At 73.1% G+C, this 24,366-nt stretch carries 24 protein-coding genes; 8 read left to right on the top strand and 16 right to left on the bottom strand.

The window, feature by feature from the left end; all coding sequences use genetic code 11:
* Positions 1 to 15 precede the first annotated feature (15 nt).
* The gene (locus ABZT03_RS33560) at positions 16 to 777 is read right to left on the bottom strand and encodes an alpha/beta hydrolase (protein WP_356046454.1); all 762 of its coding nucleotides are present in this window, start codon (positions 775 to 777) and stop codon (positions 16 to 18) included.
* A 113-nt stretch (positions 778 to 890) separates the two neighbouring features.
* Between ABZT03_RS33560 and ABZT03_RS33555 the strand changes: the two genes are divergently transcribed.
* The gene (locus ABZT03_RS33555) at positions 891 to 2,054 is read left to right on the top strand and encodes an adenosine deaminase (RefSeq protein WP_356046452.1); all 1,164 of its coding nucleotides are present in this window, start codon (positions 891 to 893) and stop codon (positions 2,052 to 2,054) included.
* Between the two features lie 139 nt (positions 2,055 to 2,193).
* Entirely contained in the window at positions 2,194 to 2,550 is a 357-nt protein-coding gene (locus ABZT03_RS33550) for an ATP-binding protein (protein ID WP_356046450.1), read from the top strand.
* Between the two features lie 89 nt (positions 2,551 to 2,639).
* Here the strand turns inward: ABZT03_RS33550 and ABZT03_RS33545 are convergent, their stop codons facing one another.
* The 5 genes from ABZT03_RS33545 to afsQ1 all read right to left on the bottom strand — a co-directional run bounded on the left by ABZT03_RS33545 (position 2,640) and on the right by afsQ1 (position 6,547).
* The gene (locus ABZT03_RS33545) at positions 2,640 to 2,840 is read right to left on the bottom strand and encodes a PspC domain-containing protein (RefSeq protein WP_356046481.1); all 201 of its coding nucleotides are present in this window, start codon (positions 2,838 to 2,840) and stop codon (positions 2,640 to 2,642) included.
* A gap of 78 nt (positions 2,841 to 2,918) precedes the next feature.
* Positions 2,919 to 3,470, bottom strand: coding sequence for a VanZ family protein (locus ABZT03_RS33540; RefSeq protein WP_356046448.1), 552 nt, complete (start codon positions 3,468 to 3,470; stop codon positions 2,919 to 2,921).
* A gap of 232 nt (positions 3,471 to 3,702) precedes the next feature.
* Positions 3,703 to 4,305, bottom strand: coding sequence for a hypothetical protein (locus tag ABZT03_RS33535; RefSeq protein WP_356046446.1), 603 nt, complete (start codon positions 4,303 to 4,305; stop codon positions 3,703 to 3,705).
* Positions 4,305 to 5,873, bottom strand: coding sequence for a HAMP domain-containing sensor histidine kinase (locus ABZT03_RS33530; protein ID WP_356046444.1), 1,569 nt, complete (start codon positions 5,871 to 5,873; stop codon positions 4,305 to 4,307). Before ABZT03_RS33530 ends, ABZT03_RS33535 begins: the two co-directional genes overlap by 1 nt.
* Positions 5,870 to 6,547, bottom strand: a complete 678-nt coding sequence (gene afsQ1 / locus ABZT03_RS33525; RefSeq protein WP_356046442.1) for a two-component system response regulator AfsQ1 — start codon at positions 6,545 to 6,547, stop codon at positions 5,870 to 5,872. The genes ABZT03_RS33530 and afsQ1 overlap by 4 nt, the downstream gene beginning before the upstream one ends.
* Positions 6,548 to 6,833: 286 nt before the next feature.
* Here afsQ1 and ABZT03_RS33520 point away from each other — a divergent pair, with 286 nt between their 5' ends.
* On the top strand, positions 6,834 to 7,607 hold the full coding sequence (locus ABZT03_RS33520) for a SigE family RNA polymerase sigma factor (RefSeq protein ID WP_356046440.1): 774 nt from the start codon (positions 6,834 to 6,836) through the stop codon (positions 7,605 to 7,607).
* Between the two features lie 176 nt (positions 7,608 to 7,783).
* On the opposite strand, the gene ABZT03_RS33515 is transcribed toward ABZT03_RS33520, so the two are convergent.
* Positions 7,784 to 8,488 carry a uridine kinase gene (locus ABZT03_RS33515; RefSeq protein WP_356046438.1) on the bottom strand — a complete coding sequence of 235 codons (705 nt, stop codon included), beginning with the start codon at positions 8,486 to 8,488 and terminating at the stop codon, positions 7,784 to 7,786.
* 60 nt (positions 8,489 to 8,548) lie between these two features.
* On the opposite strand from ABZT03_RS33515, the gene ABZT03_RS33510 reads away from it, so the two are divergent.
* Positions 8,549 to 8,953, top strand: coding sequence for a hypothetical protein (locus ABZT03_RS33510; RefSeq protein ID WP_356046436.1), 405 nt, complete (start codon positions 8,549 to 8,551; stop codon positions 8,951 to 8,953).
* A gap of 87 nt (positions 8,954 to 9,040) precedes the next feature.
* On the opposite strand, the gene ABZT03_RS33505 is transcribed toward ABZT03_RS33510, so the two are convergent.
* From ABZT03_RS33505 to deoC, 3 genes are read right to left on the bottom strand one after another with little or no spacing between them, the layout of a single operon-like run.
* Positions 9,041 to 9,943, bottom strand: coding sequence for an aldehyde dehydrogenase family protein (locus ABZT03_RS33505; protein WP_356046434.1), 903 nt, complete (start codon positions 9,941 to 9,943; stop codon positions 9,041 to 9,043).
* Positions 9,936 to 11,372 (bottom strand): aldehyde dehydrogenase family protein, encoded by a 1,437-nt coding sequence (locus ABZT03_RS33500; RefSeq protein WP_356046432.1) that lies wholly within the window; start codon positions 11,370 to 11,372, stop codon positions 9,936 to 9,938. Before ABZT03_RS33500 ends, ABZT03_RS33505 begins: the two co-directional genes overlap by 8 nt.
* A 5-nt stretch (positions 11,373 to 11,377) precedes the next feature.
* A complete protein-coding gene (gene deoC / locus ABZT03_RS33495) occupies positions 11,378 to 12,328 on the bottom strand; it encodes a deoxyribose-phosphate aldolase (RefSeq protein WP_356046478.1) in 951 nt (316 codons plus the stop codon).
* A 282-nt stretch (positions 12,329 to 12,610) separates the two neighbouring features.
* On the opposite strand from deoC, the gene ABZT03_RS33490 reads away from it, so the two are divergent.
* Positions 12,611 to 13,303, top strand: coding sequence for a PH domain-containing protein (locus ABZT03_RS33490; protein ID WP_356046430.1), 693 nt, complete (start codon positions 12,611 to 12,613; stop codon positions 13,301 to 13,303).
* Between the two features lie 171 nt (positions 13,304 to 13,474).
* Entirely contained in the window at positions 13,475 to 15,175 is a 1,701-nt protein-coding gene (locus ABZT03_RS33485; RefSeq protein ID WP_356046428.1) for a hypothetical protein, read from the top strand.
* Between the two features lie 19 nt (positions 15,176 to 15,194).
* On the opposite strand, the gene ABZT03_RS33480 is transcribed toward ABZT03_RS33485, so the two are convergent.
* From ABZT03_RS33480 to ABZT03_RS33465, 4 genes are all read right to left on the bottom strand, one after another.
* Positions 15,195 to 16,388, bottom strand: a complete 1,194-nt coding sequence (locus ABZT03_RS33480) for a hypothetical protein (RefSeq protein WP_356046426.1) — start codon at positions 16,386 to 16,388, stop codon at positions 15,195 to 15,197.
* 148 nt (positions 16,389 to 16,536) lie between these two features.
* Positions 16,537 to 18,168, bottom strand: coding sequence for a phospho-sugar mutase (locus ABZT03_RS33475; RefSeq protein WP_356046424.1), 1,632 nt, complete (start codon positions 18,166 to 18,168; stop codon positions 16,537 to 16,539).
* 297 nt (positions 18,169 to 18,465) lie between these two features.
* Entirely contained in the window at positions 18,466 to 19,290 is an 825-nt protein-coding gene (locus tag ABZT03_RS33470) for a purine-nucleoside phosphorylase (RefSeq protein ID WP_356046422.1), read from the bottom strand.
* 147 nt (positions 19,291 to 19,437) lie between these two features.
* Positions 19,438 to 19,875, bottom strand: a complete 438-nt coding sequence (locus ABZT03_RS33465) for a gamma-glutamylcyclotransferase (protein ID WP_356046420.1) — start codon at positions 19,873 to 19,875, stop codon at positions 19,438 to 19,440.
* Between the two features lie 105 nt (positions 19,876 to 19,980).
* On the opposite strand from ABZT03_RS33465, the gene ABZT03_RS33460 reads away from it, so the two are divergent.
* Complete coding sequence (locus tag ABZT03_RS33460) at positions 19,981 to 21,429, top strand: NAD(P)H-quinone dehydrogenase (RefSeq protein WP_356046418.1); 1,449 nt, start codon at positions 19,981 to 19,983, stop codon at positions 21,427 to 21,429.
* Positions 21,430 to 21,595: 166 nt separating this feature from the next.
* Positions 21,596 to 22,561: a DeoR/GlpR family DNA-binding transcription regulator gene (locus tag ABZT03_RS33455; protein WP_356046416.1), complete on the top strand. Its 966-nt coding sequence runs from the start codon at positions 21,596 to 21,598 to the stop codon at positions 22,559 to 22,561.
* Between the two features lie 455 nt (positions 22,562 to 23,016).
* Here the strand turns inward: ABZT03_RS33455 and ABZT03_RS33450 are convergent, their stop codons facing one another.
* Together ABZT03_RS33450 and ABZT03_RS33445 are read right to left on the bottom strand one after the other, a co-directional pair.
* Positions 23,017 to 23,562, bottom strand: a complete 546-nt coding sequence (locus ABZT03_RS33450) for a TetR/AcrR family transcriptional regulator (RefSeq protein ID WP_356046476.1) — start codon at positions 23,560 to 23,562, stop codon at positions 23,017 to 23,019.
* A gap of 319 nt (positions 23,563 to 23,881) precedes the next feature.
* Positions 23,882 to 24,366, bottom strand: a 485-nt coding sequence (locus ABZT03_RS33445; RefSeq protein ID WP_356046414.1) for a biotin/lipoyl-containing protein, incomplete at its 5' end; no start/stop codon positions are given.

Below are 24,366 nucleotides of genomic sequence, written 5' to 3'. Positions count from 1 at the left end.
GCCTCGCCAACCCGCCTACCGCCGCAGCGACTTGCCGAACCCCGCCGCCAGCGGCATGCGCAGGCCCAGCGGCGGGGGCGCCGCCAGGGCGTCCTCCACCGGCCGGGAGTAGGAGTGGCCGAACAGTGAGCCCATGACGAAGTCCTCGCTGAGGGCGAGGACTTCGGTGCGGTGCTGGTTCAACGCGTGGCCGTCGGAGTGGACTTCGAACCGGCACACATCCCGGTTCGCCTTCTTCGCGCGCGCCGCGAAGCGGAACGACAGTTCGGGGTCGGTGCGCGCGTCGTTGGTGCCGTGCACGAGCAGGACCCGCCGGCCGGCGAGCTGCCGCACCGGTTCGGCGGGCGCGGCCACGTCCTCCTCGGGCAGCCACGGGGCTATCGCCACCACGGAGTTGACGGCCTCGTGACCGGCCGCGCGCAGCGCCGCCCGGCCGCCCATGTCGACGCCGGCCAGGCAGACCGGCACGTCTCCGTAGCGTCGTACGACCTCCTCCGCGGCCCAGGAGGCGTCCCCCGCCAGATGCGCCTCGGCGCCGTTCCAGCCGCGGTAGCGGTAGTGCACGACGTGTGCGGCCAGGCCCTCCTCCCGGCCCGCCCGGGCCAGCCGGCGCCCCAACGCGCGTACGAAAGCGGTCACCATCATGGGAGACGGCCTGCGGCCGGAGACCTCGTCGCCGCCGGGCAGCAGCAGCACCACGCCGCTCACCGCCGTCGGCTCCGGGCCGAACGCCCTCCCCAGCCGGGCCGTGCGAACCGGCGTCGCTTGCTGTGCCATGACAGAACAGTGTCAGAAGCAACGGTGTACGCCACTAGGCCGTGCGGTCACCGTTACGTATCGGCGGATTCGTACAGCGGGCGATCTACGCGCGTAGGAGTTAGAGTGCGGAAATGACGAGCCAGACTGCCCAGACGGGGAACACCCCCAGCACGGAGCAGATCCTCCGGGCGCCGAAGGTTCTGCTGCACGACCACCTCGACGGCGGGCTGCGCCCCGGTACCGTCGTCGACCTCGCCCGGGACACCGGGTACTCCGCACTCCCCGAGACCGACCCGGACCGGCTCGGCGTCTGGTTCCGCGAGGCGGCCGACTCCGGTTCGCTGGAACGGTACTTGGAGACCTTCTCGCACACGGTCGGCGTGATGCAGACCCGCGAGGCACTCGTGCGGGTCGCCGCCGAGTGCGCCGAGGACCTCGCCGCCGACGGGGTCGTCTACGCCGAGGTGCGCTACGCGCCCGAGCAGCACCTGGAGGGCGGACTCAGCCTCGAAGAGGTCGTCGAGGCCGTCAACGAGGGCTTCCGGGAAGGGGAGCGGCTCGCCAGGGAGAACGGCGACCGCATCCGCGTCGGCGCCCTGCTCACCGCCATGCGGCACGCGGCCCGCGCCCTGGAGATCGCCGAACTCGCCAACCGCTACCGGGACCTGGGCGTGGTCGGCTTCGACATCGCGGGCGCCGAGGCCGGTTACCCGCCCACCCGGCACCTCGACGCCTTCGAGTACCTCAAGCGCGAGAACAACCACTTCACCATCCACGCCGGCGAGGCCTTCGGGCTGCCGTCCATCTGGCAGGCCCTGCAGTGGTGCGGCGCCGACCGGCTCGGGCACGGGGTGCGGATCATCGACGACATCCAGGTCCACGAGGACGGCACGGTGAAGCTCGGGCGGCTCGCCTCCTACGTCCGGGACAAGCGGATCCCGCTGGAACTCTGCCCGAGCTCCAACCTCCAGACCGGGGCCGCAGCCTCCTACGCCGAGCACCCCATCGGGCTGCTGCGCCGGCTGCACTTCCGTGCCACCGTGAACACCGACAACCGGCTGATGTCCGGGACCAGCATGAGCCGCGAATTCGAGCACCTGGTCGAGGCATTCGGTTACACGCTCGACGACATGCAGTGGTTCTCCGTCAATGCGATGAAATCAGCGTTCATTCCTTTCGATGAACGACTCGCGATGATCAATGACGTCATCAAGCCCGGATATGCCGAGCTGAAATCCGAATGGCTGTTCAAGCAGACCGCCTCCACCAGCGGTTTCGTGGCCTCGGAGGGCTGAGTTCGACCCCTTCGGGGATACGGAATGCGGACAGGTTTTCACCACCTGTCCGCATTTCGATGTTTGCGGCGGGTGGCTCGTCGTGTTTACGGTCATGGACCGCTCACATCCCCGTCACCCCATTTCGAGGACGCATTCCATGAAGCAGTCTGCCGCCAAGACCCTCGGTGTCGCCGCTCTCGGTGCCGCCTTCGCCGCCGCCGGTGCCGGCGCCGCGAACGCCGCCCCGGCCGTCCCGGACGCCCCCCAGGCGCTCGACGGCATCACCCGGACGCTCCCGGCCGAGAACGTCACGCAGGCGCTCCCCGGTGCCGGTGAGGCGCTGTCCCAGGGGCAGACCGCGGTCGGCACCGGACTGGCCGCCGCGCAGCCCGCCGCCCGGAAGCCGCTCGCCAACGGTCCGACCGCCCCGGTCGCCGGCCTGCTCGGCGGCATGCCGGTCGGCAAGGGCCTGCCCACGCACGGCGTCCCGGTCAACGGCCTGCCGCTCGGCTGACCCGCACCCCCCGGACGCGCCGATGGGGCGCACCCCTCGGACACGGGGTGCGCCCCACCGGCGTACGCGGGACGGGATCTCCGGACGGCCTACCAGGCCGTCCGCGCCGAGTTCTCCGAGGGCAGCAGGAACCACAGCGCCAGATAGAGCAGGAACTGCGGGCCCGGCAGCAGGCAGGAGACGAGGAAGATCACCCGCATGGTGGTCGCGGAGGTGCCGAAGCGCCGTGCCAGCGCTGCGCACACTCCACCGATCATGCGGCCTTCGGCAGGGCGGACAAGAGCGGTCATCATGACTCCTCAGAGTTGGATTCGTCGGCTGCCCGACTGTCTCCAACGCTAGGGAACCCGGGCGGAAGGTGCCTCGCCCTACGGTGCGATCCCGACCCTGGGAATCGTCGGGGTGCGACCCTGAGACGCCTCCTCCGCGAGGACGGGCGTCCGGTGCCGCGACCGGGACCTGCGGCGGAGCCAGAGGCGGGCCGCGGGGACGAGGGCGACATGCGCGAGGGCCACGCCCAGCGTGTTCAGAAGCAGTGAGTCGACGTCGACGACCTGGCCGGGGACGCCGGTCTGGAGCAGTTCGATGCCGAGCGAGACGAGGGCGCCGGCGACGACCGTGCGGACCAGGGACGCCAGCGGGAAGCCCCAGAGCCGGCCGTGCGCCATCGGCAGCAGCACACCGAGCGGGGCCAGCAGCGCGAGTCCCTCACCGAGCGGCCGGACGGCCTGCGGCCACCCCAGTGCCAGATCGGCCCGGATGCCGGCGAGCGGACGCAGGTTGGGCGGCAGCACCCAGGGGACGTCCAGCGGACGCAGCGTGAACCAGGCGACGAACGCGAGATGTGCGACCAGGAGGGCACCCCCTGTCACACGGACGCGGATCGCGGCGCTGCCGCCGATGGAGCCTTGACGCTGCACGCCCCCCAAGACGCGCCCCTCGGCACGAACGGTTCCGGAATCCCGTGCGATACCTGGGTGAGGCCTGCGCCACAGGCTCACGCGACCCGCCCGCGCGGCGCACCGCACGCCACCCGCGCGCGCCCCGCGAGCCCCCCGCACACCACCCGCGCCCCGCGCGGGCCGCGTCCCTGGAAGCGGTGTCCCCGCGAGCCGCGCCCGTGCGGGCGGTGTCCGTGCGCGCCGCGTTCCGTCAGCTGTCGGTGACCTCGGTCGACGGCGGCTGCGTGGAGCCGGGCCTGGTCCGTACGTCCTCGGTGCACTCGAAGCGGCGCGGGGGTTCGGCGCCCGGGCCGCCGAGGATGACCGAGCCGTCGCCCTCGGCGGCGGCCGAGTCGGAAAACGTGCAGACGACCTGGGCGAGGGCGTACGAGGTGAGGTCACCCGGCCGGGTGCTCAGGCGCAGCGTGTCCTCCGGGTCCTTGGGACGCGGCCCGCCGACGGTCATGCCGCCGCGGACATCCGTGCTGTACCCGGCCTCCGTCTCGGACGCGGACGGGTTCGCGGCGAGTTCGTCGAGCAGCGCCTGCGCCACCAGCACCCGCCGGCGGGAGTCGGCCGCGCCGTCCGGGACGCGCACCGTCCGGTCGACGGTCACCAGCGACGAGCCGCACAGCAGGAACACCTGCACCGGCAGTCCGTGCGCGGCCTGCGTCGAAGCGTCCGACTCGGACAACGAGCAGTGCACCCGGGAGGGCGCCGCGCCGAAGTCCGTCGGGACCTCGGTGGAGCGGATGCCGCACCCCGTGAGCAGCGCGGCGAGCAGGGGCAGCGCCAGCAGCCGGCGTCCGTTCATCAGGCGTCCCCCTGCTCGGCGTCCTCGTGGTCCTCGACGGGCTCCTCCAGGAGCTCCGACGGGTGCTGCGGCAGCCGTAGCGTGAACACCGCGCCGCCGTCGGGCGAGTTGGCGGCGGTGATCCCGCCGCCGTGGATGTGCGCGTTCTCCAGGGCGATCGACAGGCCGAGCCCGCTGCCCTCGGAGCGCGGCCGGGAGGCGCTCGCCTTGTAGAAGCGGTCGAAGACGTGCGGCAGGACGTCCTGCGGGATGCCGGGCCCGTGGTCGCGCACCTCGATGACGAGTTCGTCCTCGCTCGGGCGCACCGCGACCCGCACCGGGGAGCCGCCGTGCTTGAGGGCGTTGCCGATGAGGTTCGCCAGGATGACGTCCAGGCGGCGCGGGTCGAGCCGCACGTGGACGCCGCGCTCGGCGTCCAGTTCCACCGCGTCCAGCCAGGCCCGGGTGTCGATGCAGGCGGTGATCTGGTCGGCGATGTCCACGTCGTCCAGCACCAGCCGGGCGGTGCCCGCGTCGAAGCGGGTGACCTCCATCAGGTTCTCCACGAGGTCGTTGAGCCGCCGCGTCTCGCTGACGACGAGCCGTACGGCGGGTTCCACCATCGGGTCGATGCCGCCGGTCTCCGCCTCCAGCTCCTCCTCCAGCACCTCGCTGACGGCGGTGATCGCGGTCAGCGGCGTCCGCAGTTCGTGGGACATGTCGGCGACGAAACGGCGCGAGGCGTTGTCGCGCGCGGACATGTCGGCCACGCGTTTCTCCAGTGCCTCGGCCGCGTTGTTGAACGTCCGGGACAGATCGGCCAGTTCGTCGGTGCCCGACACCCGCAGCCGGGTGTCCAGCCGGCCCTCGCCGAGCCGGCGGGCGGCCACCCCGAGCCGGTGCACCGGCTTCAGCACGGTCGTGGCGGCGGCCTGCGCGAGCAGCGCGGAGCCGATCAGGGCGAGCGCGGTGGCGATCCCCAGCGACCAGGCCAGCGAGTTGAGGTCCTTCGCCTCCGGTTCGAGCGACTTGAGCATGTAGCCGGTGGGGCCGCCGCCGATGACCCGGGTGCCGGCCACCAGGTACGGGGTGTCGTGCCGCAGGATCCGCTGCCAGTACAGGTGGTAGGGGTACTTGTTGTTGGCGTTGACCGTCTGCTCGCGGTTGACGGCCTCGCGCAGCGACGCGGGTACGTCCTGCAGCGTGAAGCCGTCCAGGGCGCCGGAGGTGCCGTAGACCGTCCGGCCGCCCGCCTCCGCGGCGACGAGCAGCACGCTGAAGCGCTGGCTGCTGGTGGCCATCTGGCCTGCGGTGTGCTGGAGTTCGTCCTGCGAGGGGTTCTCGGGCAGGGCGCCCGCGCGGTTCTGCATCTCCTGCTGGAAGTCGCGCAGCACCGCGTCCTGGGTGCGGGTGAGCACCGCCTCGCGGTTGAGCCAGTAGGCGATCCCGGACGCGGACACCGCGGCGGTGAGCGCCACCAGGGCGAACACCAGCACCAGCCGCAGCCGGAGGCTGGTGAACCGCAGCCGTGACCAGACTCCCCTGCGCGCCGCGGTCCAGCCGCGGAGCCCCCCGTGCGCTTCGGTCACTGAGGGGAGTCCAGCCGGTAGCCCACGCCCCGCACGGTCCGGATCAGCGTCGGGGACGACGGCACGTCCTCGACCTTGGCGCGCAGCCGCTGCACGCAGGCGTCGACCAGCCGCGAGTCACCGAGGTAGTCGTGCTCCCACACCAGCCGCAGCAACTGCTGACGCGACAGCGCCTGGCCCGGCCGCCTGCTCAGTTCCAGCAGCAGCCGCAGTTCGGTCGGCGTGAGCTGGAGGTCCTCGCCGTTCTTCGTCACGGTCATGGCCGCACGGTCGATGACCAGGGAACCGAAGGTGGCCGCGTCGTTGGCCTCGCGCTCCCCGCGCCGCAGCACGGCCCGGATCCGGGCGTCCAGCACCCGCCCCTGGACGGGTTTGACGACGTAGTCGTCGGCGCCGGACTCCAGTCCGACGACCACGTCGATGTCGTCGTTGCGGGCGGTGAGCAGGATGATCGGCAACTGGTCGGTGCGCCGGATGCGCCGGCACACCTCGAAACCGTCGATACCGGGCAGCATCACATCCAGCACGATGAGATCCGGCCGCTGTTCACGCAACAGCTTCAGGCCGTCCTCGCCCGTGGCAGCGGTGGCAACCCGGTGGCCCTGGCGCGTCAGTGAGAGCTCCAGGGCCGTACGGATGGCGTCGTCGTCCTCGATCAGCAACAGGGAAGGCACGGGCTCATTCTGGCCCATGGAGGGGGTGCTGTTCGACCTGTGGGCGGGCACAGGATGTGCGAGCGCTCCCACGGCGGTCCCCGCAACCGCCGCGCGGCCCCTCGCGTCCGTCCCTACGGCACCCGTCCGTGAGGCCGCTGTGAGCCGTCTGCGAACGACCCCTGTGACAGGTCTGTGACAGTCGGCGGACACGGCCATGAAGTGCCCCCGGCAAGCTTCTCGGCACAAGCACAGAAGCACGGCGAACTCGGCAGTACACGGGGAAGTCCACGACGGGGGGCGCGAGATGAACACGCTGCACAGCATCAGCACCGGCGCAGTGATCACGCGACTGCACGACGTCGGACAGGGTTCGGGGAAGTCCGGCGCCGACGGGGTCGCCGCCCGCACGAGCGTCGCCGAGCGTGCGGGAGGCCGGGGGTGCGTCCGCGGCGCCGGTCGTCAGCACACCGCCTACATGGCGGTGGTCGACGCCTCCACGGGGGAAGCGCACGGGGGAGCGGCGTACGGGGAGGGCTCGGGGGAGCGGCGTTCGCTGTCCGAGGCGGAGTTCACCGCCTACGTCCAGGAGCGCCGCGCCTCCCTGTACGCCACCGCCTACCACCTGACCGGCGACCGCTTCGAGGCCGAGGACCTGCTGCAGAGCGCGCTGTTCTCGACGTACCGGGCGTGGGAGCGGATCAGTGACAAGGCGGCCGTCGGGGGATACCTGCGGCGGACGATGACCAATCTGCACATCAGCGCGTGGCGCCGCCGCAAGCTGAACGAGTACCCGACCGAGGAGCTGCCGGAGACGGCCGGCGACACGGACGCGATGCGCGGCACCGAGCTGCGCGCGGTCCTGTGGCAGGCGCTGGCCCGGCTGCCCGAACTCCAGCGCACCATGCTGGTCCTGCGGTACTACGAGGGCCGCACGGACCCGGAGATCGCGGAGATCCTCGACATCAGTGTCGGCACGGTGAAGTCCAGCATCTGGCGGTCGCTCCGCCGGCTGCGCGAGGACGAGGTCCTCAGCTTCGGCCGTGACGAGCAGGACGCCTTCGGGGAGCTCGTGGCCTGAAGGCAGGGGGAAAGCGGGTAACCCGGGGGGCGCCGACGGGGGAGCGGTGTCCGGGGGACCGGCGGGGGAGCACGGGGGAACGGGGGAAGCACGGGGGAGCACCGAGGGATCGGGGCTGGAGGGCCGGGGGGTCCGTCCAGCCCCTTTTCCGTGCGCGGCCGGCGGCGGGCGCCCGCTCAGCCCGCCGGGGTGGCCGCCGGACGCCGGCCCGCCGCGGCGGCGGCGAGACGGCCGAGGGCCTCGTCCCTGTCGCAGGGGTAGGCGCCCAGCGCGCTCTGCCGCGCCACGATCGAACGCTCCAGCCGCATCAGACGCCAGCCGCGGCGCAGCAGGAACGGCACCGACTTGCGGCCCTCCCGCAGATCCCGCAGGAAGCGCCGGCGGAACGTCCGCACCGGGCCGCGGCTCAGGCACAGCGCGTCGGCGAGCACGCCGAGCTCGCGGCAGCGGTCCACGATCTCGGCGGCGAAGATGCCCTCCGCGATGAACAGCGGGGTCCGCCCCACGTCCACCGACTCGGCGCCGGTGCGGGCGCTCAGCGACAGGTCGTAGACGGGTACGTCGGTACGGCCCGTGCGGCACAGCTCGACGATCGAGGCGACGGCCGTGTCCGCGTCCCAGGAGCCCGGGTGGTCCCAGTCGATGTCGGAACTCCCGGACACCAGCGGAAGCGTCGGGTCGGCGCCCTCCTTGTAGAAGTCGTCGAGCCGCAGGACCGGAAGGCCGGAGCGGGCGGCGAGGAGGGACTTGCCGGAGCCGGAGGGGCCGCAGAGCAGCACGACTCGCGTCGGTACGGGTGGATGGGAGCTCACGGGACACCAGTGTGAGGCATCGACCCAGGCCAGGACGACCCCGCGGGTCGGCTTTGAAGCGCGCGTCACACGTCAACTACCCTTCGTGTCGACCTCATTACCCGCCGTACCGAGAAGGTGGCAGCAGCGATGGCCCGACACGCGTTCCCCCACACCCCGACCGCCCGACGCGCCCTGGTCGCCCTCGCGACCGCGGGGGTGGCGCTGGGAGCAGGTGCGGCGACGGCCTCCGCGGACACCGGGCCGGCCCTGGACGTGGTGCGCACCCGCCCCACCTCCCTCGGCGACGTCGACCCGCAGGCGGGCCTGAACGCGCTGACCGGCACGGTCGGTCACGTCACCGGCCCGGTCGCCGGTCTCAAGCCGAACCCGCTGGCCGGCACCGGCGTCGACCCCCTCGACAACGGCGTCGGCACCCAGGTCGCCGACTTCAAGCCGCTGACCTCGCGGGCGCTGACCGGTCCGGTCGCGGAGGCGGAGTCGATCGGCAGCCTGCCGGTGGTCGGCCAGGTCACGAAGCTGCTGAACGGCTGAGGACGGCCGTCGCGACAGAGAGCCGCGCCTCCCCCGGACGGAGGGGAGACGCGGCTCTCCGGATCGGGACGGCCCGCGGCGCGGCTGTCAGTAGGCGGAGCCCGACGCGCCGAGCGAACCCGTGGGGTGCCAGACCGTCTTCGTCTCCAGGAACGCCGTCATGCGGTCGGTGCCGGGAGTCGCCGACCAGTCGTCCACAGGCTGTGGACGCAGGACGCGCTTGAGGTTGTCGGCCGCCGCGATCTCCAGCTCCTTCGCCAGTACGTCGTCGGCGCCGGCCAGGTCGATCGCGTTGACGTCCTGGTGCGCGGCCAGCGGGGCCGCGATCTCCGCCGTACGGCCGGAGAGGACGTTGACGACCCCGCCGGGCAGGTCGGAGGTGGCCAGCACCTCGCCGAGGGACAGGGCCGGGAGAGGGGACCGCTCGCTCGCGATCACCACCGCCGTGTTGCCGGTGGCGATCACCGGGGCGACGACCGAGACCAGGCCGAGGAAGGACGACTCCTGCGGGGCGAGGACCGTGACCACTCCGGTCGGCTCCGGAGAGGACAGGTTGAAGTACGGCCCGGCGACCGGGTTCCCGCCGCCCACGACCTGGGCGATCTTGTCGGTCCAGCCCGCGTACCAGACCCAGCGGTCGATGGCCGCGTCCACCTGCTCGGCCGCCTTCGACTTCGACAGGCCCTCCGCGTCGGCGACCTCGTGCACGAACTGACCCCGGCGGCCCTCCAGCATCTCGGCGACGCGGTAGAGCACCTGGCCGCGGTTGTACGCGGTCGCGCCGGACCAGCCGCCGAACGCCTTGCGGGCGGCGACGACCGCGTCACGGGCGTCCTTGCGGGAGGACAGCGGCGCGTTCGCCAGCCACGTGCCCCTGGAATCGGTCACCTCGTACACCCGGCCGCTCTCCGAACGCGGGAACTTCCCGCCGACGTACAGCTTGTAGGTCTTGAAGACGCTGAGGCGCCGCTGCTCGGACTTGTCAGACATCGAGGTACGCCTCCAGGCCGTGACGGCCGCCCTCGCGGCCGAAGCCCGACTCCTTGTACCCGCCGAACGGCGAGGTCGGGTCGAACTTGTTGAACGTGTTGGACCACACGACACCCGCCCGGAGCTTGTTCGCCACCGCGAGGATGCGGGAGCCCTTCTCCGTCCAGATGCCCGCCGACAGGCCGTACGGCGTGTTGTTGGCCTTGGCGACGGCCTCGTCCGGGGTGCGGAAGGTCAGCACCGACAGGACCGGGCCGAAGATCTCGTCGCGGGCGACGGTGTGCGCCTGGGTGACGTTGGTGAACAGCGTCGGGGCGAACCAGTAGCCGGACGAGGGGAGTTCACAGGCCGGGGACCAGCGCTCGGCGCCCTCCGCCTCGCCCTGCTCGACGAGCGTGGTGATCCGCGAGAGCTGCTCGGCGGAGTTGATCGCGCCGATGTCCGTGTTCTTGTCCATCGGGTCGCCGAGGCGGAGCGTGGAGAGCCGGCGCTTGAGGGAGTCGAGCAACTCCTCCTGGATCGACTCCTGCACGAGCAGCCGGGAGCCCGCGCAGCAGACCTGGCCCTGGTTGAAGAAGATGCCGGTGACGATGCCCTCGACGGCCTGGTCGATCGGCGCGTCGTCGAAGACGATGTTCGCGCCCTTGCCGCCCAGTTCGAGGGTGAGCTTCTTACGGGAGCCCGCGACCGTGCGCGCGATCTCCTTGCCGACGGCCGTGGAGCCGGTGAAGGCCACCTTGTTCACGTCCGGGTGCGCCACGAGGGCCGCCCCGGCGTCGCCGTAGCCCGGCAGGATGTTGACGACACCCTTCGGCAGGCCCGCCTGGCGGCAGACGTCCGCGAAGAACAGGGCCGACAGGGGGGTGGTCTCGGCGGGCTTGAGGACGACCGTGTTGCCCGTCGCGAGCGCCGGGGCGATCTTCCACGCCAGCATCAGCAGCGGGAAGTTCCAGGGGATGACCTGGCCGGCCACGCCCAGGGGGCGGGGGCTCGCGCCGAAGCCGGCGTGCTCCAGCTTGTCGGCCCAGCCCGCGTAGTAGAAGAAGTGCGCGGCGACCAGGGGCAGGTCGGCGTCGCGGGTCTCGCGGATCGGCTTGCCGTTGTCCAGCGTCTCCAGGACGGCCAGTTCGCGGCTGCGCTCCTGGATGATCCGGGCGATGCGGAACAGGTACTTGGCGCGCTCGGAGCCGGGCAGCGCCGACCACTTCACGAACGCGGCGCGGGCGGCCCGCACGGCCCGGTCGACGTCGGCCTCGCCCGCCCGGGCGATCTCGGAGAGGACCTCCTCGGTCGACGGCGAGACGGTCTTGAAGACCTTGCCGTCGGCGGCCTCGGTGAACTCGCCGTCGATGAACAGGCCGTAGGACGGGGCGATGTCGACGACCGCGCGGGACTCGGGCGCCGGTGCGTACTCGAAAACAGATGCCATGGTGATCAGTCCACCGTCACGTAGTCGGGGCCGGAGTAGCGGCCGGTGGCCAGCTTCTGACGCTGCATCAGCAGGTCGTTCAGCAGCGAGGAGGCGCCGAAGCGGAACCAGTGGTTGTCCAGCCAGTCCTCGCCCACGGTCTCGTTGACCAGCACGAGGAACTTGATCGCGTCCTTCGTGGTGCGGATGCCGCCGGCCGGCTTCACGCCGACCTGGACCCCGGCCTGCGCGCGGAAGTCACGGACGGCCTCCAGCATCAGCAGGGTGTTCGAGGGGGTCGCGTTGACCGCCACCTTGCCCGTCGACGTCTTGATGAAGTCCGCCCCGGCGAGCATGCCGAGCCAGCTCGCGCGCCGGATGTTGTCGTACGTCGACAGCTCACCCGTCTCGAAGATGACCTTGAGACGGGCCGCCCCCGACGACTCCTTCACGGCGACGATCTCCTCGTACACCTTCTGGTACCGGCCCGCGAGGAACGCCCCGCGGTCGATGACCATGTCGATCTCGTCGGCACCCGCTTCGACCGCGGCCCGCACGTCGGCCAGCTTCACGTCGAGCGCGGCGCGGCCGGCCGGGAACGCGGTGGCGACGGAGGCGACCTTCACCGGGGAACCGGCGACGGCCTCCTTCGCGAACGGCACCATGTCGGGATAGACGCACACGGCGGCCGTTGCGGGCGTCGTGCGGTCGGTCGGATCGGGACGGACCGCCTTCGCGCCGAGCGCCCGGACCTTGCCCGGGGTGTCCGCGCCTTCCAGCGTCGTCAGGTCGACCATGGAGATCGCGAGGTCGATGGCGTACGCCTTCGCGGTCGTCTTGATGGAACGGGTGCCGAGCGAGGCGGCGCGCGCCTCCAGGCCGACCGCGTCGACGCCGGGCAGCCCGTGGAGGAAGCGGCGCAGCGTGCTGTCGGACGTGGTGACGTCAGCGAGTGCGTGGGGTGCGGTGGTGGGCATGGTCACCAGACGAGCATATCTACGCGCGTAGCGGCTGTACACCCCGGAGGTCCGATCGGCCGCGGTCCCCTCCGGGTGGGGTGGTGGGGGAGCCCGGCCGGTGCGGGTCGTGCGGTGCGGGTGGGTCTTGCCGGGCGTGCGGCGGGGCGTGCGGTGCGGGCGAGGTGGCGGTGAGCCGCCTTCGTGCGGGCGCAGTCGCCTCTGTGCGGGCCGTGCGGTGCGGGTCGGGTCGGTCGGCACCGCCTGTGAGGACCGGCCCGCACGTCGGGCACAATCGGGACCATGACGACCCCGGAGCATCAGCCACCAGCGCCGCAGCCCTCGGCACCCGTGTCCAAGGACCGGATCTACCGGTCGCCGATGGGACTCGTCGGCGGCCTGCTGCTGCTCGCCATCGTCGTCTGGCTCGGCATCGACGCGCTGGTGGCGGGCGAGGGCCGCACCCCCTGGCTGGCGCTCGCCACGCTGCTCCTCGTGGTGCCGCTGATCGCGGCCTTCACGATCCGGCCCGCGGTGTTCGCCGGGCAGGACCGGCTGCGCGTCCGCAACCCCTTCCGCGTGGTCGTGCTGCCCTGGGGGCAGGTCGAGAGGTTGCGGTCCGGCTACTCGAACGAGGTCTTCGACAAGGCGGGCACGAAGTTCCAGCTGTGGGCCATCCCCGTCTCGCTGCGGGCCCGCGGCAAGGCGGCCCGGCGTGAGGCACGGGCGACGGCGGAGAAGGAGGGCCGCGCCGGGCGGGGCGGCCGCGGCGGCTGGGCCGGCGGCATGGGCGGCGGGCTCACCGGCGGTGCCCTCGACGACGGCCCGACGCGCGCCGAGACCGACCGGGTCATGGACGAACTGCGCGCGATCCTCGAGGCACGCGGGAAGGCGGCCACGGCCCAGGGTGAGGTGAACGCGCGCTGGGCGTACGAGATCGTGGTCCCGGCACTGGCCGGCGCGGTACTGCTGGCGGTCCTGCTGGCCGTGGGCTGAGGCTCCCCGGGCGAGCGGGGCGGGGGCGCTGACGAACCGTCCTCGCGCGGGGACCGTTGTGCGGTCGCCGTCTGCCGGGTCATGATCGCCGTTCCCTCGGTCGAGACCGGCCCCCGTGCGAAGGCGGGCCGAGGCCGCAACCGTCCGTGTCGTCCGAGTGTCCGGGAAGCGATGAGTACGCACCTACGGCAGCCCACTGTTCTGCCCCTGCCCGCCGCCGCGACACCCGACGGTTGTCTCCCCTGGGACGCGGAGCGGGCCGGCCGGTGGGCCGGGGCGCTGCCGCCGTTCCCGGCGATGCTGCGTCCGCGCCGGCGTTACCTCCAGCTGATCCTCGCGGTTGGCGCCCTCGCCGCGCTGGGTCCCGCGCTGGCCGGCTGTTCGCCCTGGCTCGCCGCGCTCGCGGCGCTGCACCTCGTCTGGCTGCCGCTGCGCCCCGAGGCCGTACGGGCGTCGGCGCCCGCGCTGCTGGTCCTGGCCGGCGTCCTGCGCCCCGCGCCGCTGTGGGCGGTGCTCCCCGGTGCCGTCCTGCTGGCCGGGGCCTGCTGGACGGTCGCGGAGCTGCGGCTGCGGGCGCGGGGACGGCAGGCGGCGGAGGCACGGGCGGCGGCCGGAGGCGTGACGGCCCCGCCGCCGGACCAGGGGCGGGAACCCTCCGGCCGAGGGCGGTACCTGATGGTGTCCGGTCTCGTGCTCGCCCTGCCGGGCGTCGGCCTGCTCGTGACCTCAGGGCTGTGGGACGCCCCGGAGGACCGCGGGGGAGCCGCGGCCGCCGGGCTCTACGTGGCCGGCCTGGGCGCCACCGCGGTGCTCTCCGGCGTACTGGGCCGGCGCCGTGCCGCCGCGCTCGCCGCCGCACCCGCGCCCGTCCTGCGCGTGCTGGTCCGCCAGGACGAGGGCGGCGGCACGGAGGTCTTCGCCGCCGACGACACGACCGCTCTGCGCCCCCTGTTCGCCGTGGGCACGACGGGAACCGGCGAGGACAGGGACGCCCCCGCCCCCGACCCCGGCTCCGAGGCCGAGGCCCGGATGAAGGCCGAAGCCGGGATCGACGAGTTCCTCGACCAGCTGGAGGACGACCGGCCCGGCCCGCTCCGCGAGGCCGTCCTCTACGGGGCGCCGTACGACGGAGCGGAGATCCTGCTCGTCAGCGCCGCCCCCGAGCCCGGCGGACCGCCGCTGGTCGAGCGGTCGACGGGTCCCGTACGGCCGCTCTCGCCGGGCGGTGCGCGACGGCGCCTCGCCCGGGAGAAGCGGGCGGCGGCCCGGGCCGCCGTGGACGAGGAAGAGCATCTGCTCCTGGTGGCGGCCGCCCGTTCCACGGCGGCACCGGTGCCGGTACGGCACTGGCGTGCGGGCGCGCCGGACCTCCTGGCCTGCGTGCTGCTGGCGCTGTGGGGCGGCGGCACGGCCTGGGCGGCGTTCAGCGACACGGACGTCAGCCTGTGGCAGGAGGCCGTCGTCGTCGCGGTCGGTCTCTACGGCGCCTGCCGCCTCGCCGTGAAGCTGTGCTGGCGTATCACCGCCGACCGCACCGGGCTCTGGCTGAACGGGCTGCGCCGCCCCACCCACATCCCCTGGGACGACCTCCGCTCGGTCCGCCGGGAGCATTTCGAGCTGAAGCTGCGCCGGAGCGGCGGCGACTCCTGGGCGGTCGCCGCGCCCCGCTGGGCCCGGCTGCAGCGCAGGTGCGGCCTGACCCACCCGTACGACACGGCGGCCGCCGAACTCACCGTCCTGCACACCGATCCCGCGCTGCGTCCCACCGGCGACAGCGAGGAGCGGTCCCGGGGACGCGCCCTGTGGCCGCTGGCCGTCCTGTTCTCCCTGGCCTGGCTGGCGTTCCTGGCGGCCACCCGGCACCTCCTCTAGGGACGCACCGCCTTCCCCGTCACGGCGCGCTGGGCCACACCAGGACCATGTACGCGCCGCAGTACGCCGAGCCCAGCACCGCCCCCGCCAGGGCGAACGTGCGCAGCCGCCGGGACGCGTGGGACAGGTGCACGGCGACAGGCAGCAGCAGGGGGAAGGCCGGGAGGAGGAAGCGGGCCCGCGGGAAGTACACGCCCCCGCTGCCCAGCACGATCGTCAGCAGTACGCCCGTGAACACCAGCAGCGGGAGCGGCTGGCGGTCCCACACCGAAACGACGAACAGCACCGCCGAGGCGATCAGGGTGAGCGTCACCATCACCAGGAACAGCTCCGGTGTCGAGTCGTGCCCGAGCAGGTCCCGGAACCGGAGCAGGGTCTCGCGGCCGCCGTCCAGCTCGTTGTGCCACAGCCGCTGGACGGCGAGGTAGCCGTCCCAGCGGCCCAGCCGCAGGCCCACCCAGCCGACGTAGGCGCACCAGCCGAGCGGGGCGAGGGCCGCCGCCGCGAGGGCGCGGGCAAAGCGGCGCCGGCGCGACGGCAGCAGGACCGTGACCGTGACGGCGGCCGCCACCGCCACCCCGGTCGGGCGGGTCAGGCCGGCCAGGACCGCGAGCCAGGCGGCCGTGAGCGGGCGGTCGGTGAGCAGGGCGTACAGCGCCCAGGCCGCGAGGGCCGTGAACAGGGACTCGGTGTATCCCATCCACTGCACCAGGCCGACCGGGAACGCGGCCCACAGGATGGTCAGCAGGACGCCGACGCGCCGGCCGTGCAGGTGGTCGCCGACCGCGAACACCCCCCAGGCCGCGACCAGGGAGGCGGCGACCGCGAGGCCGAGGCCGGTGCCGGCCCGGCTGCCGGGGGTGACGGCCGCGACCGCCTTCACCAGGACCGGGTAGAGCGGGAAGAAGGCCAGGTTGTTGGTGTCGAACGCGGTCCCGAGGGCGCGGGCGTAGCCGTGGTCGGCGATCCCGAGGTACCAGCGCGCGTCCCACTGCGCCGCCAGGATCGGCCAGACCCCGTGGTGGCGGCGGTGCGCCCAGACGGCCAGGACGAGCAGTCCGGCGGTGCGTACGGCGACGTGGGCGAGGAGCGCGGGGGCCGCCCGGCGCAGCGCGGCACGCAGGGCGTGGAGCCGGGCGGCGGGGGCCGCGGGAGCGGGGGCGCGAGGACGCCCGGTGCCGGGGACGCGGGTGCTGGGGGCGGTCGAGGACACGGCGGCAGCTCCAGTACTCGGCGGGCGGTACGGCGGTACCGCTCAACCGTTCCCGTGGAGCGGGGCAGGCCGTGGAGGGTGCCTCGGCTGTCGCGCCGAAATCACCCGATGGGGTGCCTCCGAGTGGGGGCACCCCATCGGGTACGGGTCAGATGCCGGCGGCCGCCGACAGGTCCCGCTTGATCGCCGCCAGCAGGTCGGCCGCCGTCGCGCGGGCCGCGGGCAGAGCGGCGTGCGCGGTGACCGGCACGACGACCTCCAGGTAGCACTTCAGCTTCGGCTCGGTGCCGCTGGGGCGGACGATGACGCGGGCGCCGTCGAGCGTGTAACGCAGCCCGTCGGTGGGCGGGAGCGTCTCGGTGCCCTGCGTGAGGTCCTCGGCCCGGGTCACCGCCAGGCCCGCGAGACGGGTCGGCGGCCGCTCGCGCAGGCGCCGCATCGCGCTCGTGATCAGCGACAGGTCGGCCACCCGCACCGAGAGCTGGTCGGTGGCGTGCAGCCCGTGCTCCACGGCGAGGTCGTCGAGGAGGTCGAGCAGGGTCCGGCCCTCCGCCTTCAGCTCGGAGGCCAGCTCGGTGATCAGGAGCGCCGCGGTGATGCCGTCCTTGTCGCGGACGCCGTCGGGGTCGACGCAGTAGCCGAGGGCCTCCTCGTAGCCGTAGCGCAGGCCCTCGACGCGGGCGATCCACTTGAAGCCGGTGAGGGTCTCCTCGTACGGCAGACCCGCCTTCTCGGCGATCCGGCCGAGGAGGGAGGAGGACACGATCGACTCGGCGAAGGTGCCGCGGGCGCCGCGCCGCACCAGGTGCGCGGCGAGCAGGACACCGACCTCGTCGCCCCGCAGCATCCGCCAGGTGCCGCCGCCGCCGACGGCCACGGCGCAGCGGTCGGCGTCGGGGTCGTTGGCGATGATCAGGTCCGGGTCGCTCGCGCGGGCCTGCGCGAAGGCGAGGTCCATCGCGCCGGGCTCCTCCGGGTTGGGGAAGGCCACGGTCGGGAAGTCCGGGTCGGGCTCGGCCTGTTCGGCGACGAGCACGGGCGCGGGGAAGCCGGCGCGGGCGAAAGCGGCCAGCAGGACGTCCTTGCCGACGCCGTGCATCGCGGTGTAGACGGTGCGGGCGGTCCGGGGGGAGCCGGCCGCCAGCACCTCGTCGGTACGGGCCAGATAGGCGTCGAGGACCGAGTCGTCGAGCGTCTCCCAGCCGGCGTCGGGGCGGGGGACCTCGTCGAGGGAGCGGACGGCGTCGATCTCGGCGGCGATCTCCGCGTCGGCCGGGGGCACGATCTGGGAGCCGTCGCCGAGGTAGACCTTGTAGCCGTTGTCACGGGGCGGGTTGTGGCTGGCGGTGACCTCCACGCCGGCGACCGCGCCGAGATGCCGTATGGCGTAGGCGAGGACGGGCGTGGGCAGCGGGCGGGGCAGGACGGCCGCCCGGAGGCCGGCGCCGGTCATCACCGCGGCGGTGTCGCGGGCGAAGTCGGCGGACTTGTGACGGGCGTCGTAGCCGATGACGACGAGCCCACCGGTCTCGCCCCGCGCCTTGAGGTACGCGGCGAGACCGGCGGCGGCGCGGATCACGACGGCGCGGTTCATCCGCATGGGCCCGGCGCCGAGCTCGCCCCGGAGGCCGGCCGTGCCGAACTGGAGGGTGCCGCTGAACCGCGCGGCGAGCTCGGCGTGGTCCCCGGCGTCGATGAGCTTGCCGAGTTCCTCGCGGGTGTCCGCGTCGGGGTCCTCGGCCAGCCATGCCCTGGCCCGTGCGAGGAGTTCGTCGTGCACGTCGGGTCAACCTCTCGTCGGTTCGGTGGATCGTTCGGTCCCGGGGTGTCTGCCCGCCCGCCCTGGCCCGTCCCATCCTGTACCCGGGGGCCGTCGCCACCGGGCCCCGTTCGTTCCGGCGGCCTCGGCGACGTCAGGGGCCTCGCTCCCGGGCTTCCCCGGACGGGCCGTGTGCGCCGGGTCCGGGACGCTTGCGCCGGTGTTCCCCGCGCTACCGGGGCCGGCGGACGCGGTTCGCGCCGGCGTTCCCCGGGCCACAGGCGGCGTCAGGGGCCGGCGGGCCCGGGTGTCCTCGGGTTACAGGCGGCCCAGCACCTGGGCCAGGAGGGAGCCCATGCGGGTCGCGCTGTCGCGGCCCGCCTGGAGGACCTCCTCGTGGTTCAGCGGTTCGCCCGTCATGCCGGCGGCCAGGTTCGTCACCAGCGAGATGCCCAGCACCTCGGCGCCGGCCTCACGCGCCGCGATGGCCTCCAGCACGGTCGACATGCCCACCAGGTCCGCGCCGATGGCACGGGCCATCCGGATCTCGGCGGGCGTCTCGTAGTGCGGGCCGGGGAACTGGGCGTAGACGCCCTCCTCCAGGCTCGCGTCGATCTCCTTGCACAGGGCGCGCAGACGCGGCGAGTACAGGTCGGTGAGGTCGACGAAGTTCGCGCCGACGATGGGCGACGTGGCGGTCAGGTTGATGTGGTCGCTGATCAGGACCGGCTGCCCGGGACGCATGCCCGCGCGCAGTCCGCCGCAGCCGTTGGTCAGCACGATGGTCTTGCTGCCGGCGGCGACGGCCGTGCGGACGCCGTGCGCGACGGAGGCCACCCCGCGGCCCTCGTAGTAGTGCGTACGGCCCAGGAAGACCAGCGCACGCTTCTCCCCGATCCGGTACGAACGGATCGTGCCGCCGTGTCCCTCCACCGCCGGCGGGGGGAAGCCGGGCAGCTCGGTGACCTGGAACTCGGCGTCGGGCGCGCCGAGGGCGTCCACGGCCGGTGCCCAGCCCGAGCCCATCACGAGGGCGACGTCGTGGGTCTCGGCGCCGGTCAGTTCGCGCAGGCGCGCGGCGGCGGCGTCGGCGGCGGCATGCGGGTCGCCCTGGATGTCGTCCGGAAGAAGAGATGCGTTCACGCGGATGAGGGTAGCCGGTCCGGGCCTACGCGCGTAGATGACAGAGCTCACGGGATGGCGATCGTTGTCTTGTCGTTTCCAACGAACACGCGGGAGAAGAGTGGGACGGGGGCCGCCTCGGCAGGGTGCGGGTGCCCGGGGTCCGCGTCAGCAGGGGCGCTTGCGGAGTTCCATCACGTAGTCGTGCGGGGCGCCCGCGGACTCGGCCGCGTCCGCGACCTCGCCCAGGTAGCGCGCCGACGGCAGGCCGCCCTCGTAGCCGTTGAGGACGTACAGCCAGACCGGCTCCTCGCCCTCCAGCGTGTGTACGCGCACCCGCATCCGGCGGTAGATGCCGAGGCCGACGCCCTCCCAGCGGTCCATGGAGTCCTCGTCCATGGGCGCGATGTCGTACAGCGCGACGAAGACCTGCGAGTCCGGCGCCTCCACGACGGTGGCCAGCGCCCCCTCCCAGCCCAGGTGCTCGCCGCCGAAGGTCAGCCGCCACCCGTTGAGCCAGCCGACGGCCCGCTGCGGCGAGTGCGGGGCGCGGCGGGTCATCAGCCGCGCGTCGAGGTTGCCGGCGTACGCGGCGTAGAGCGACATGCGTCGAGAGTACGGCAGCCGTCACCCCCGCCCCACCGGTCCCAGGACCAGCTGTGACGCGTTCCTCGGCCCCCGGGGCGCCGACACCTTGAACCGTGCGGGACAATGGAGTACGTGACTCGGATCGTGATCATCGGTGGCGGACCCGGCGGATACGAGGCGGCCCTCGTGGCCGCCCAGCTCGGCGCGGAGGTGACCGTCGTCGACTGCGACGGCCTGGGCGGGGCGTCGGTGCTGACCGACTGCGTACCGTCCAAGACCCTCATCGCCACGGCCGAGGTGATGACCACCTTCGACTCCTCGTACGAGGAGCTGGGGATCATCGTCGCCGACGACACCCCGCCCCTGGAGCAGGCCGCCCGGGTCGTCGGGGTCGACCTCGGCAAGGTCAACCGACGGGTCAAGCGGCTCGCCCTCGCCCAGTCGCACGACATCACCGCCTCCGTCACCCGGGCCGGCGCGCGCGTCCTGCGCGGCCGCGGCCGCCTGGAGGGCATGCAGGCGCTCGACGGCTCCCGCAAGGTCGTCGTCCGGGCGGCGGACGGCACCGAGGAGACGCTCGTCGCCGACGCCGTCCTCATCGCCACCGGCGCCCACCCGCGCGAGCTGCCCGACGCCCAGCCCGACGGCGAGCGCATCCTCAACTGGACCCAGGTCTACGACCTCGACGAACTCCCCGAGGAGCTCATCGTCGTCGGTTCCGGTGTCACCGGTGCCGAGTTCGCCGGCGCCTACCAGGCACTCGGCGCGAAGGTGACCCTCGTGTCCTCCCGCGACCGCGTGCTGCCCGGCGAGGACCCGGACGCCGCCGCCGTCCTGGAGGACGTCTTCCGGCGCCGCGGCATGAACGTGATGGCCCGCTCCCGCGCCGAGTCCGCCAAGCGCGTCGGCGACCGGGTCGAGGTCACCCTCGCCGACGGCCGCGTCATCACCGGCTCGCACTGTCTGATGGCCGTCGGCGCCATCCCCAACAGCGAGGGCATGGGCCTGGAGGACGCCGGCGTCAAACTCCGCGACTCCGGGCACATCTGGACCGACAAGGTCTCCCGCACCACCGCGCCGGGCGTGTACGCCGCCGGTGACGTCACCGGCGTGTTCGCGCTCGCCTCGGTGGCGGCGATGCAGGGCCGCATCGCGATGTACCACTTCCTCGGCGACGCGGTGGCCCCGCTGAACCTCAAGACGGTCTCCTCCAACGTCTTCACCGACCCCGAGATCGCGACCGTCGGCTACTCGCAGGCCGACGTGGACGGCGGCAAGATCGACGCCCGCATGGTGAAGCTGCCGCTGCTGCGCAACCCGCGCGCGAAGATGCAGGGCATCCGCGACGGCTTCGTCAAGATCTTCTGCCGGCCCGGCACCGGCATCGTGGTCGGCGGTGTCGTCGTGGCCCCGCGCGCCTCCGAACTGATCCACCCGATCTCGATCGCGGTCGACAACAATCTGACGGTCGAGCAGATCGCGAACGCGTTCACCGTCTACCCGTCCCTGTCGGGGTCGATCGCCGAGGTGGCCCGTCAGCTCCACACCCGCAAGGAGACCGGTCAGGCCTGATGACCGAAACCGACTCCCCGCTGGTCACGGGGAGTTGCCGCCCATTCGTGCGGCATAGTCGGCGAGCCTAGGCCCTATACCACCCTGTGCCCTGCCGTGCGAACAACTTCTGCTATTCGGCGCAAACAGCTGAAAGCAGACGGTCGCCCGCGTTACTGTCAGTTTCGTGTTCGCTGCAGAACGTCGCCAATTGATCCTCGAAATGGTGCGAGCGAACGGGGCCGTGTCGCTCCGTGAGCTCGCCCGCGTCGTCCAGACCTCCGAAGTGACCGTACGGCGGGACGTGCGCGCGCTGGAGGCAGAAGGACTCCTCGACCGCCGGCACGGCGGTGCGGTATTGCCGGGCGGATTCACGCGGGAGTCCGGCTTTCCGCAGAAATCTCATCTCGCGACCGCCGAGAAGACGGCCATCGCCGACCTCGCCGCCGGTTTCGTCGAAGAGGGCGAGGCCATCGTCGTCGGGGCGGGGACCACGACCCAGGAGCTGGCCCGCCGGCTCGCGCGGATCCCCGGGCTGACCGTCGTCACCAACTCCCTTCTGGTGGCCCAGGCGCTGGCCCACGCCAACCGGGTGGAGGTCGTCATGACCGGCGGCACCCTTCGCGGGTCCAACTACGCCCTGGTGGGCTCCGGCGCCGAGCAGTCCCTCCAGGGGCTGCGGGTCTCCAAGGCCTTCCTGTCCGGAAGCGGACTGACCGCCGAGCGCGGACTGTCCACGTCCAACATGCTGTCGGCGTCCGTGGACCGGGCGCTCGTCCAGGCGGCCTCCGAGGTCGTCGTCCTGGCCGACCACACGAAGCTGGGCACCGACACGATGTTCCAGACCGTGCCGACGGATCTCATCACCCGTCTCGTGACCGACGAGCCGCCCGGTCACGACGACCGAGCGGCCACCGAACTCCAGGCCCTCGCCGACCAGGGGGTGCAGATCGCCGTGGCCGGGGCGGGTGCGTCGGGGGGTGACCCGGTCCCGGCGCGGCAGCAGCAGCGCCGGGACGTACCCCTCCCGAGCCCGCGCCGCGGCCAGGCCCCCGGCGGCGGCCCGGGCCTGAGATCGGCCGCCACCGTCCTCGGCGACCCGACCTCCGGCCCAGCCGAACGAGCCCGAGTAGCCGACTTACGCCGCCGCTGACCCCCCGCGCGCCCGAAGGCGCGCGGGCCATCCCGGCGAGCCTGTGCTCTACGGGGACGGGAGGAAGGGGGGCGCGGGCACCACCGCCCCTACGGGGACGGGGGAAACGTCGCCGCAAAAGGGGCGCGGGCACCAGCGCCCCAAAGGGGCGCGGGGAACTGCGCGCCCGGCCCCCACGCACCGGCACCCCAAAACGGCGACAGGCCGTCACAGAGCCGTGGGACACGGCACGATCGACCACGCCGGTGCCCTACGCGGCCGCGGAGAACGGCGCGATCGACACGCCGGTGCCCTACGCGCCCGCAGGGAAACGGCACGCTCCACCACACCGGTGCCCTACAGGGGCGCGGGGAACTGCGCGACCAGCCCCCACGCGCGCGCGGACGAAAACCCGGGCCCCGCCCACCCCACGACGCCCCGAGCCCCCGGCACAATCACCCGCACCCAGCGGAGCGTCACGGTTTCAAGCCCCGCAAAGTCAACCGCAACAGACGATCCGCCAGCCCCGGATCACCCGCCGTCTCCTCCGCCGCCAACGCGATCGCGTGCGTCAGCTGAAGCAGGTCACCGATCGCCACGTCCGGACGCACCGTGCCCGCCTCCTGCGCCCGCGTCAACAGCGCGCCGCCCGCCTCGCGGATCGGCCCGCTGCACCGGGCGAGCGCGGAGGAGTCGTCGTACGACACCGCCATCAACGCCCGCGCGAGTCCGCGGTACTCACCCGCGTGGGTGACCATCTCGCCCAGCCACGTCACCAGGGCCGAGCAGGGCTCGGGGGCGCGCAACAGTTCGCGGGAGCGGGCCAGCAGCTCGCCGACCGCGTCCTCGAAGACCGCGCTCAGCAGGGCGGGCCGGTTGGGGAAGTGCCGGTAGAGCGTGCCGATGCCGACGCCCGCCCGCCGGGCCACGTCTTCGAGGGACGCCTCCGTGCCGTGTGCGGCGAACGCGAAGCGGGCCTCGGCGAGCAGCCGCTCGTGGTTGCGCCGGGCATCGGCCCGCATGATCCGCGGCCCACCACCGGCGACGGCCCCGGCAGTCACCGCCCCGACGATCACGGGACCGTCCGTCACCGAGGGCTGACCGCTCTCCGGGGGTTCCGTGGTCTCCGCTGAGGTCGCGCCCGCCATGGTTCCCCACCTGCTCTCTCTCGCACCCCGGTCCGCCCCCAGCATGCCACCGGGCCCGCCGGCGGTCCGCGCGCGGTGCCACCGGGACCGTGGACGTCAGCGAGGAGCGCCGGGGCAAAGACGAGGCGCCCGGTGGACTGACTGCTCAGTCCGCCGGGCGCCTCGGGATGTCACCGGAGCCGTGATCGAGGGATCAGTCCTTGATCTCGCAGATCGGCGCGCCGGAGGTGAGGGAGGCGCCGACTTCGGCGGACAGGCCCTTGATGGTGCCGGACCGGTGCGCGTTGAGCGGCTGTTCCATCTTCATCGCTTCGAGGACGACGATCAGGTCGCCTTCCTTGACTTCCTGGCCCTCCTCGACCGCGACCTTCACGATCGTGCCCTGCATCGGCGAGGCGAGCGTGTCTCCCGAGGCCGCCGGCCCCGACTTCTTCGCCGCACGCCGCTTGGGCTTGGCGCCCGCCGCCAGACCCGTACGGGCCAGGGACATGCCGAGCGACACCGGCAGCGACACCTCGAGCCGCTTCCCGCCGACCTCGACGACGACCGTCTCACGGCCGGGCTCTTCCTCCCCCTCGCCCTGGGCGGGTGTGGTGAAGGGTGTGATGTCGTTGACGAACTCGGTCTCGATCCACCGGGTGTGGACGGTGAACGGGTCCTGGGAGCCGGTGAGTTCGG

Origin of the sequence: Streptomyces sp. NPDC005574 (assembly GCF_040605435.1) — a bacterium.
Lineage (GTDB): Bacteria > Actinomycetota > Actinomycetes > Streptomycetales > Streptomycetaceae > Streptomyces.
The sequence above is the reverse complement of the archived record's forward strand: the minus strand, read 5'-3'. Positions and strand labels throughout refer to the sequence as shown.

Bases quoted from the DNA above. Each gene is read 5' to 3' on its own strand.
- ABZT03_RS33560 (WP_356046454.1), bottom strand. From the start codon at position 777: ATGGCACAGCAAGCGACGCCGGTTCGCACGGCCCGGCTGGGGAGGGCG.
- ABZT03_RS33555 (WP_356046452.1), top strand. From the start codon at position 891: ATGACGAGCCAGACTGCCCAGACGGGGAACACCCCCAGCACGGAGCAG.
- ABZT03_RS33550 (WP_356046450.1), top strand. From the start codon at position 2,194: ATGAAGCAGTCTGCCGCCAAGACCCTCGGTGTCGCCGCTCTCGGTGCC.
- ABZT03_RS33545 (WP_356046481.1), bottom strand. From the start codon at position 2,840: ATGACCGCTCTTGTCCGCCCTGCCGAAGGCCGCATGATCGGTGGAGTG.
- ABZT03_RS33535 (WP_356046446.1), bottom strand. From the start codon at position 4,305: ATGAACGGACGCCGGCTGCTGGCGCTGCCCCTGCTCGCCGCGCTGCTC.
- ABZT03_RS33520 (WP_356046440.1), top strand. From the start codon at position 6,834: ATGAACACGCTGCACAGCATCAGCACCGGCGCAGTGATCACGCGACTG.
- ABZT03_RS33510 (WP_356046436.1), top strand. From the start codon at position 8,549: ATGGCCCGACACGCGTTCCCCCACACCCCGACCGCCCGACGCGCCCTG.
- ABZT03_RS33505 (WP_356046434.1), bottom strand. From the start codon at position 9,943: ATGTCTGACAAGTCCGAGCAGCGGCGCCTCAGCGTCTTCAAGACCTAC.
- ABZT03_RS33500 (WP_356046432.1), bottom strand. From the start codon at position 11,372: ATGGCATCTGTTTTCGAGTACGCACCGGCGCCCGAGTCCCGCGCGGTC.
- deoC (WP_356046478.1), bottom strand. From the start codon at position 12,328: ATGCCCACCACCGCACCCCACGCACTCGCTGACGTCACCACGTCCGAC.
- ABZT03_RS33490 (WP_356046430.1), top strand. From the start codon at position 12,611: ATGACGACCCCGGAGCATCAGCCACCAGCGCCGCAGCCCTCGGCACCC.
- ABZT03_RS33485 (WP_356046428.1), top strand. From the start codon at position 13,475: ATGAGTACGCACCTACGGCAGCCCACTGTTCTGCCCCTGCCCGCCGCC.
- ABZT03_RS33465 (WP_356046420.1), bottom strand. From the start codon at position 19,875: ATGTCGCTCTACGCCGCGTACGCCGGCAACCTCGACGCGCGGCTGATG.
- ABZT03_RS33460 (WP_356046418.1), top strand. From the start codon at position 19,981: ATGGAGTACGTGACTCGGATCGTGATCATCGGTGGCGGACCCGGCGGA.
- ABZT03_RS33450 (WP_356046476.1), bottom strand. From the start codon at position 23,562: ATGCGGGCCGATGCCCGGCGCAACCACGAGCGGCTGCTCGCCGAGGCC.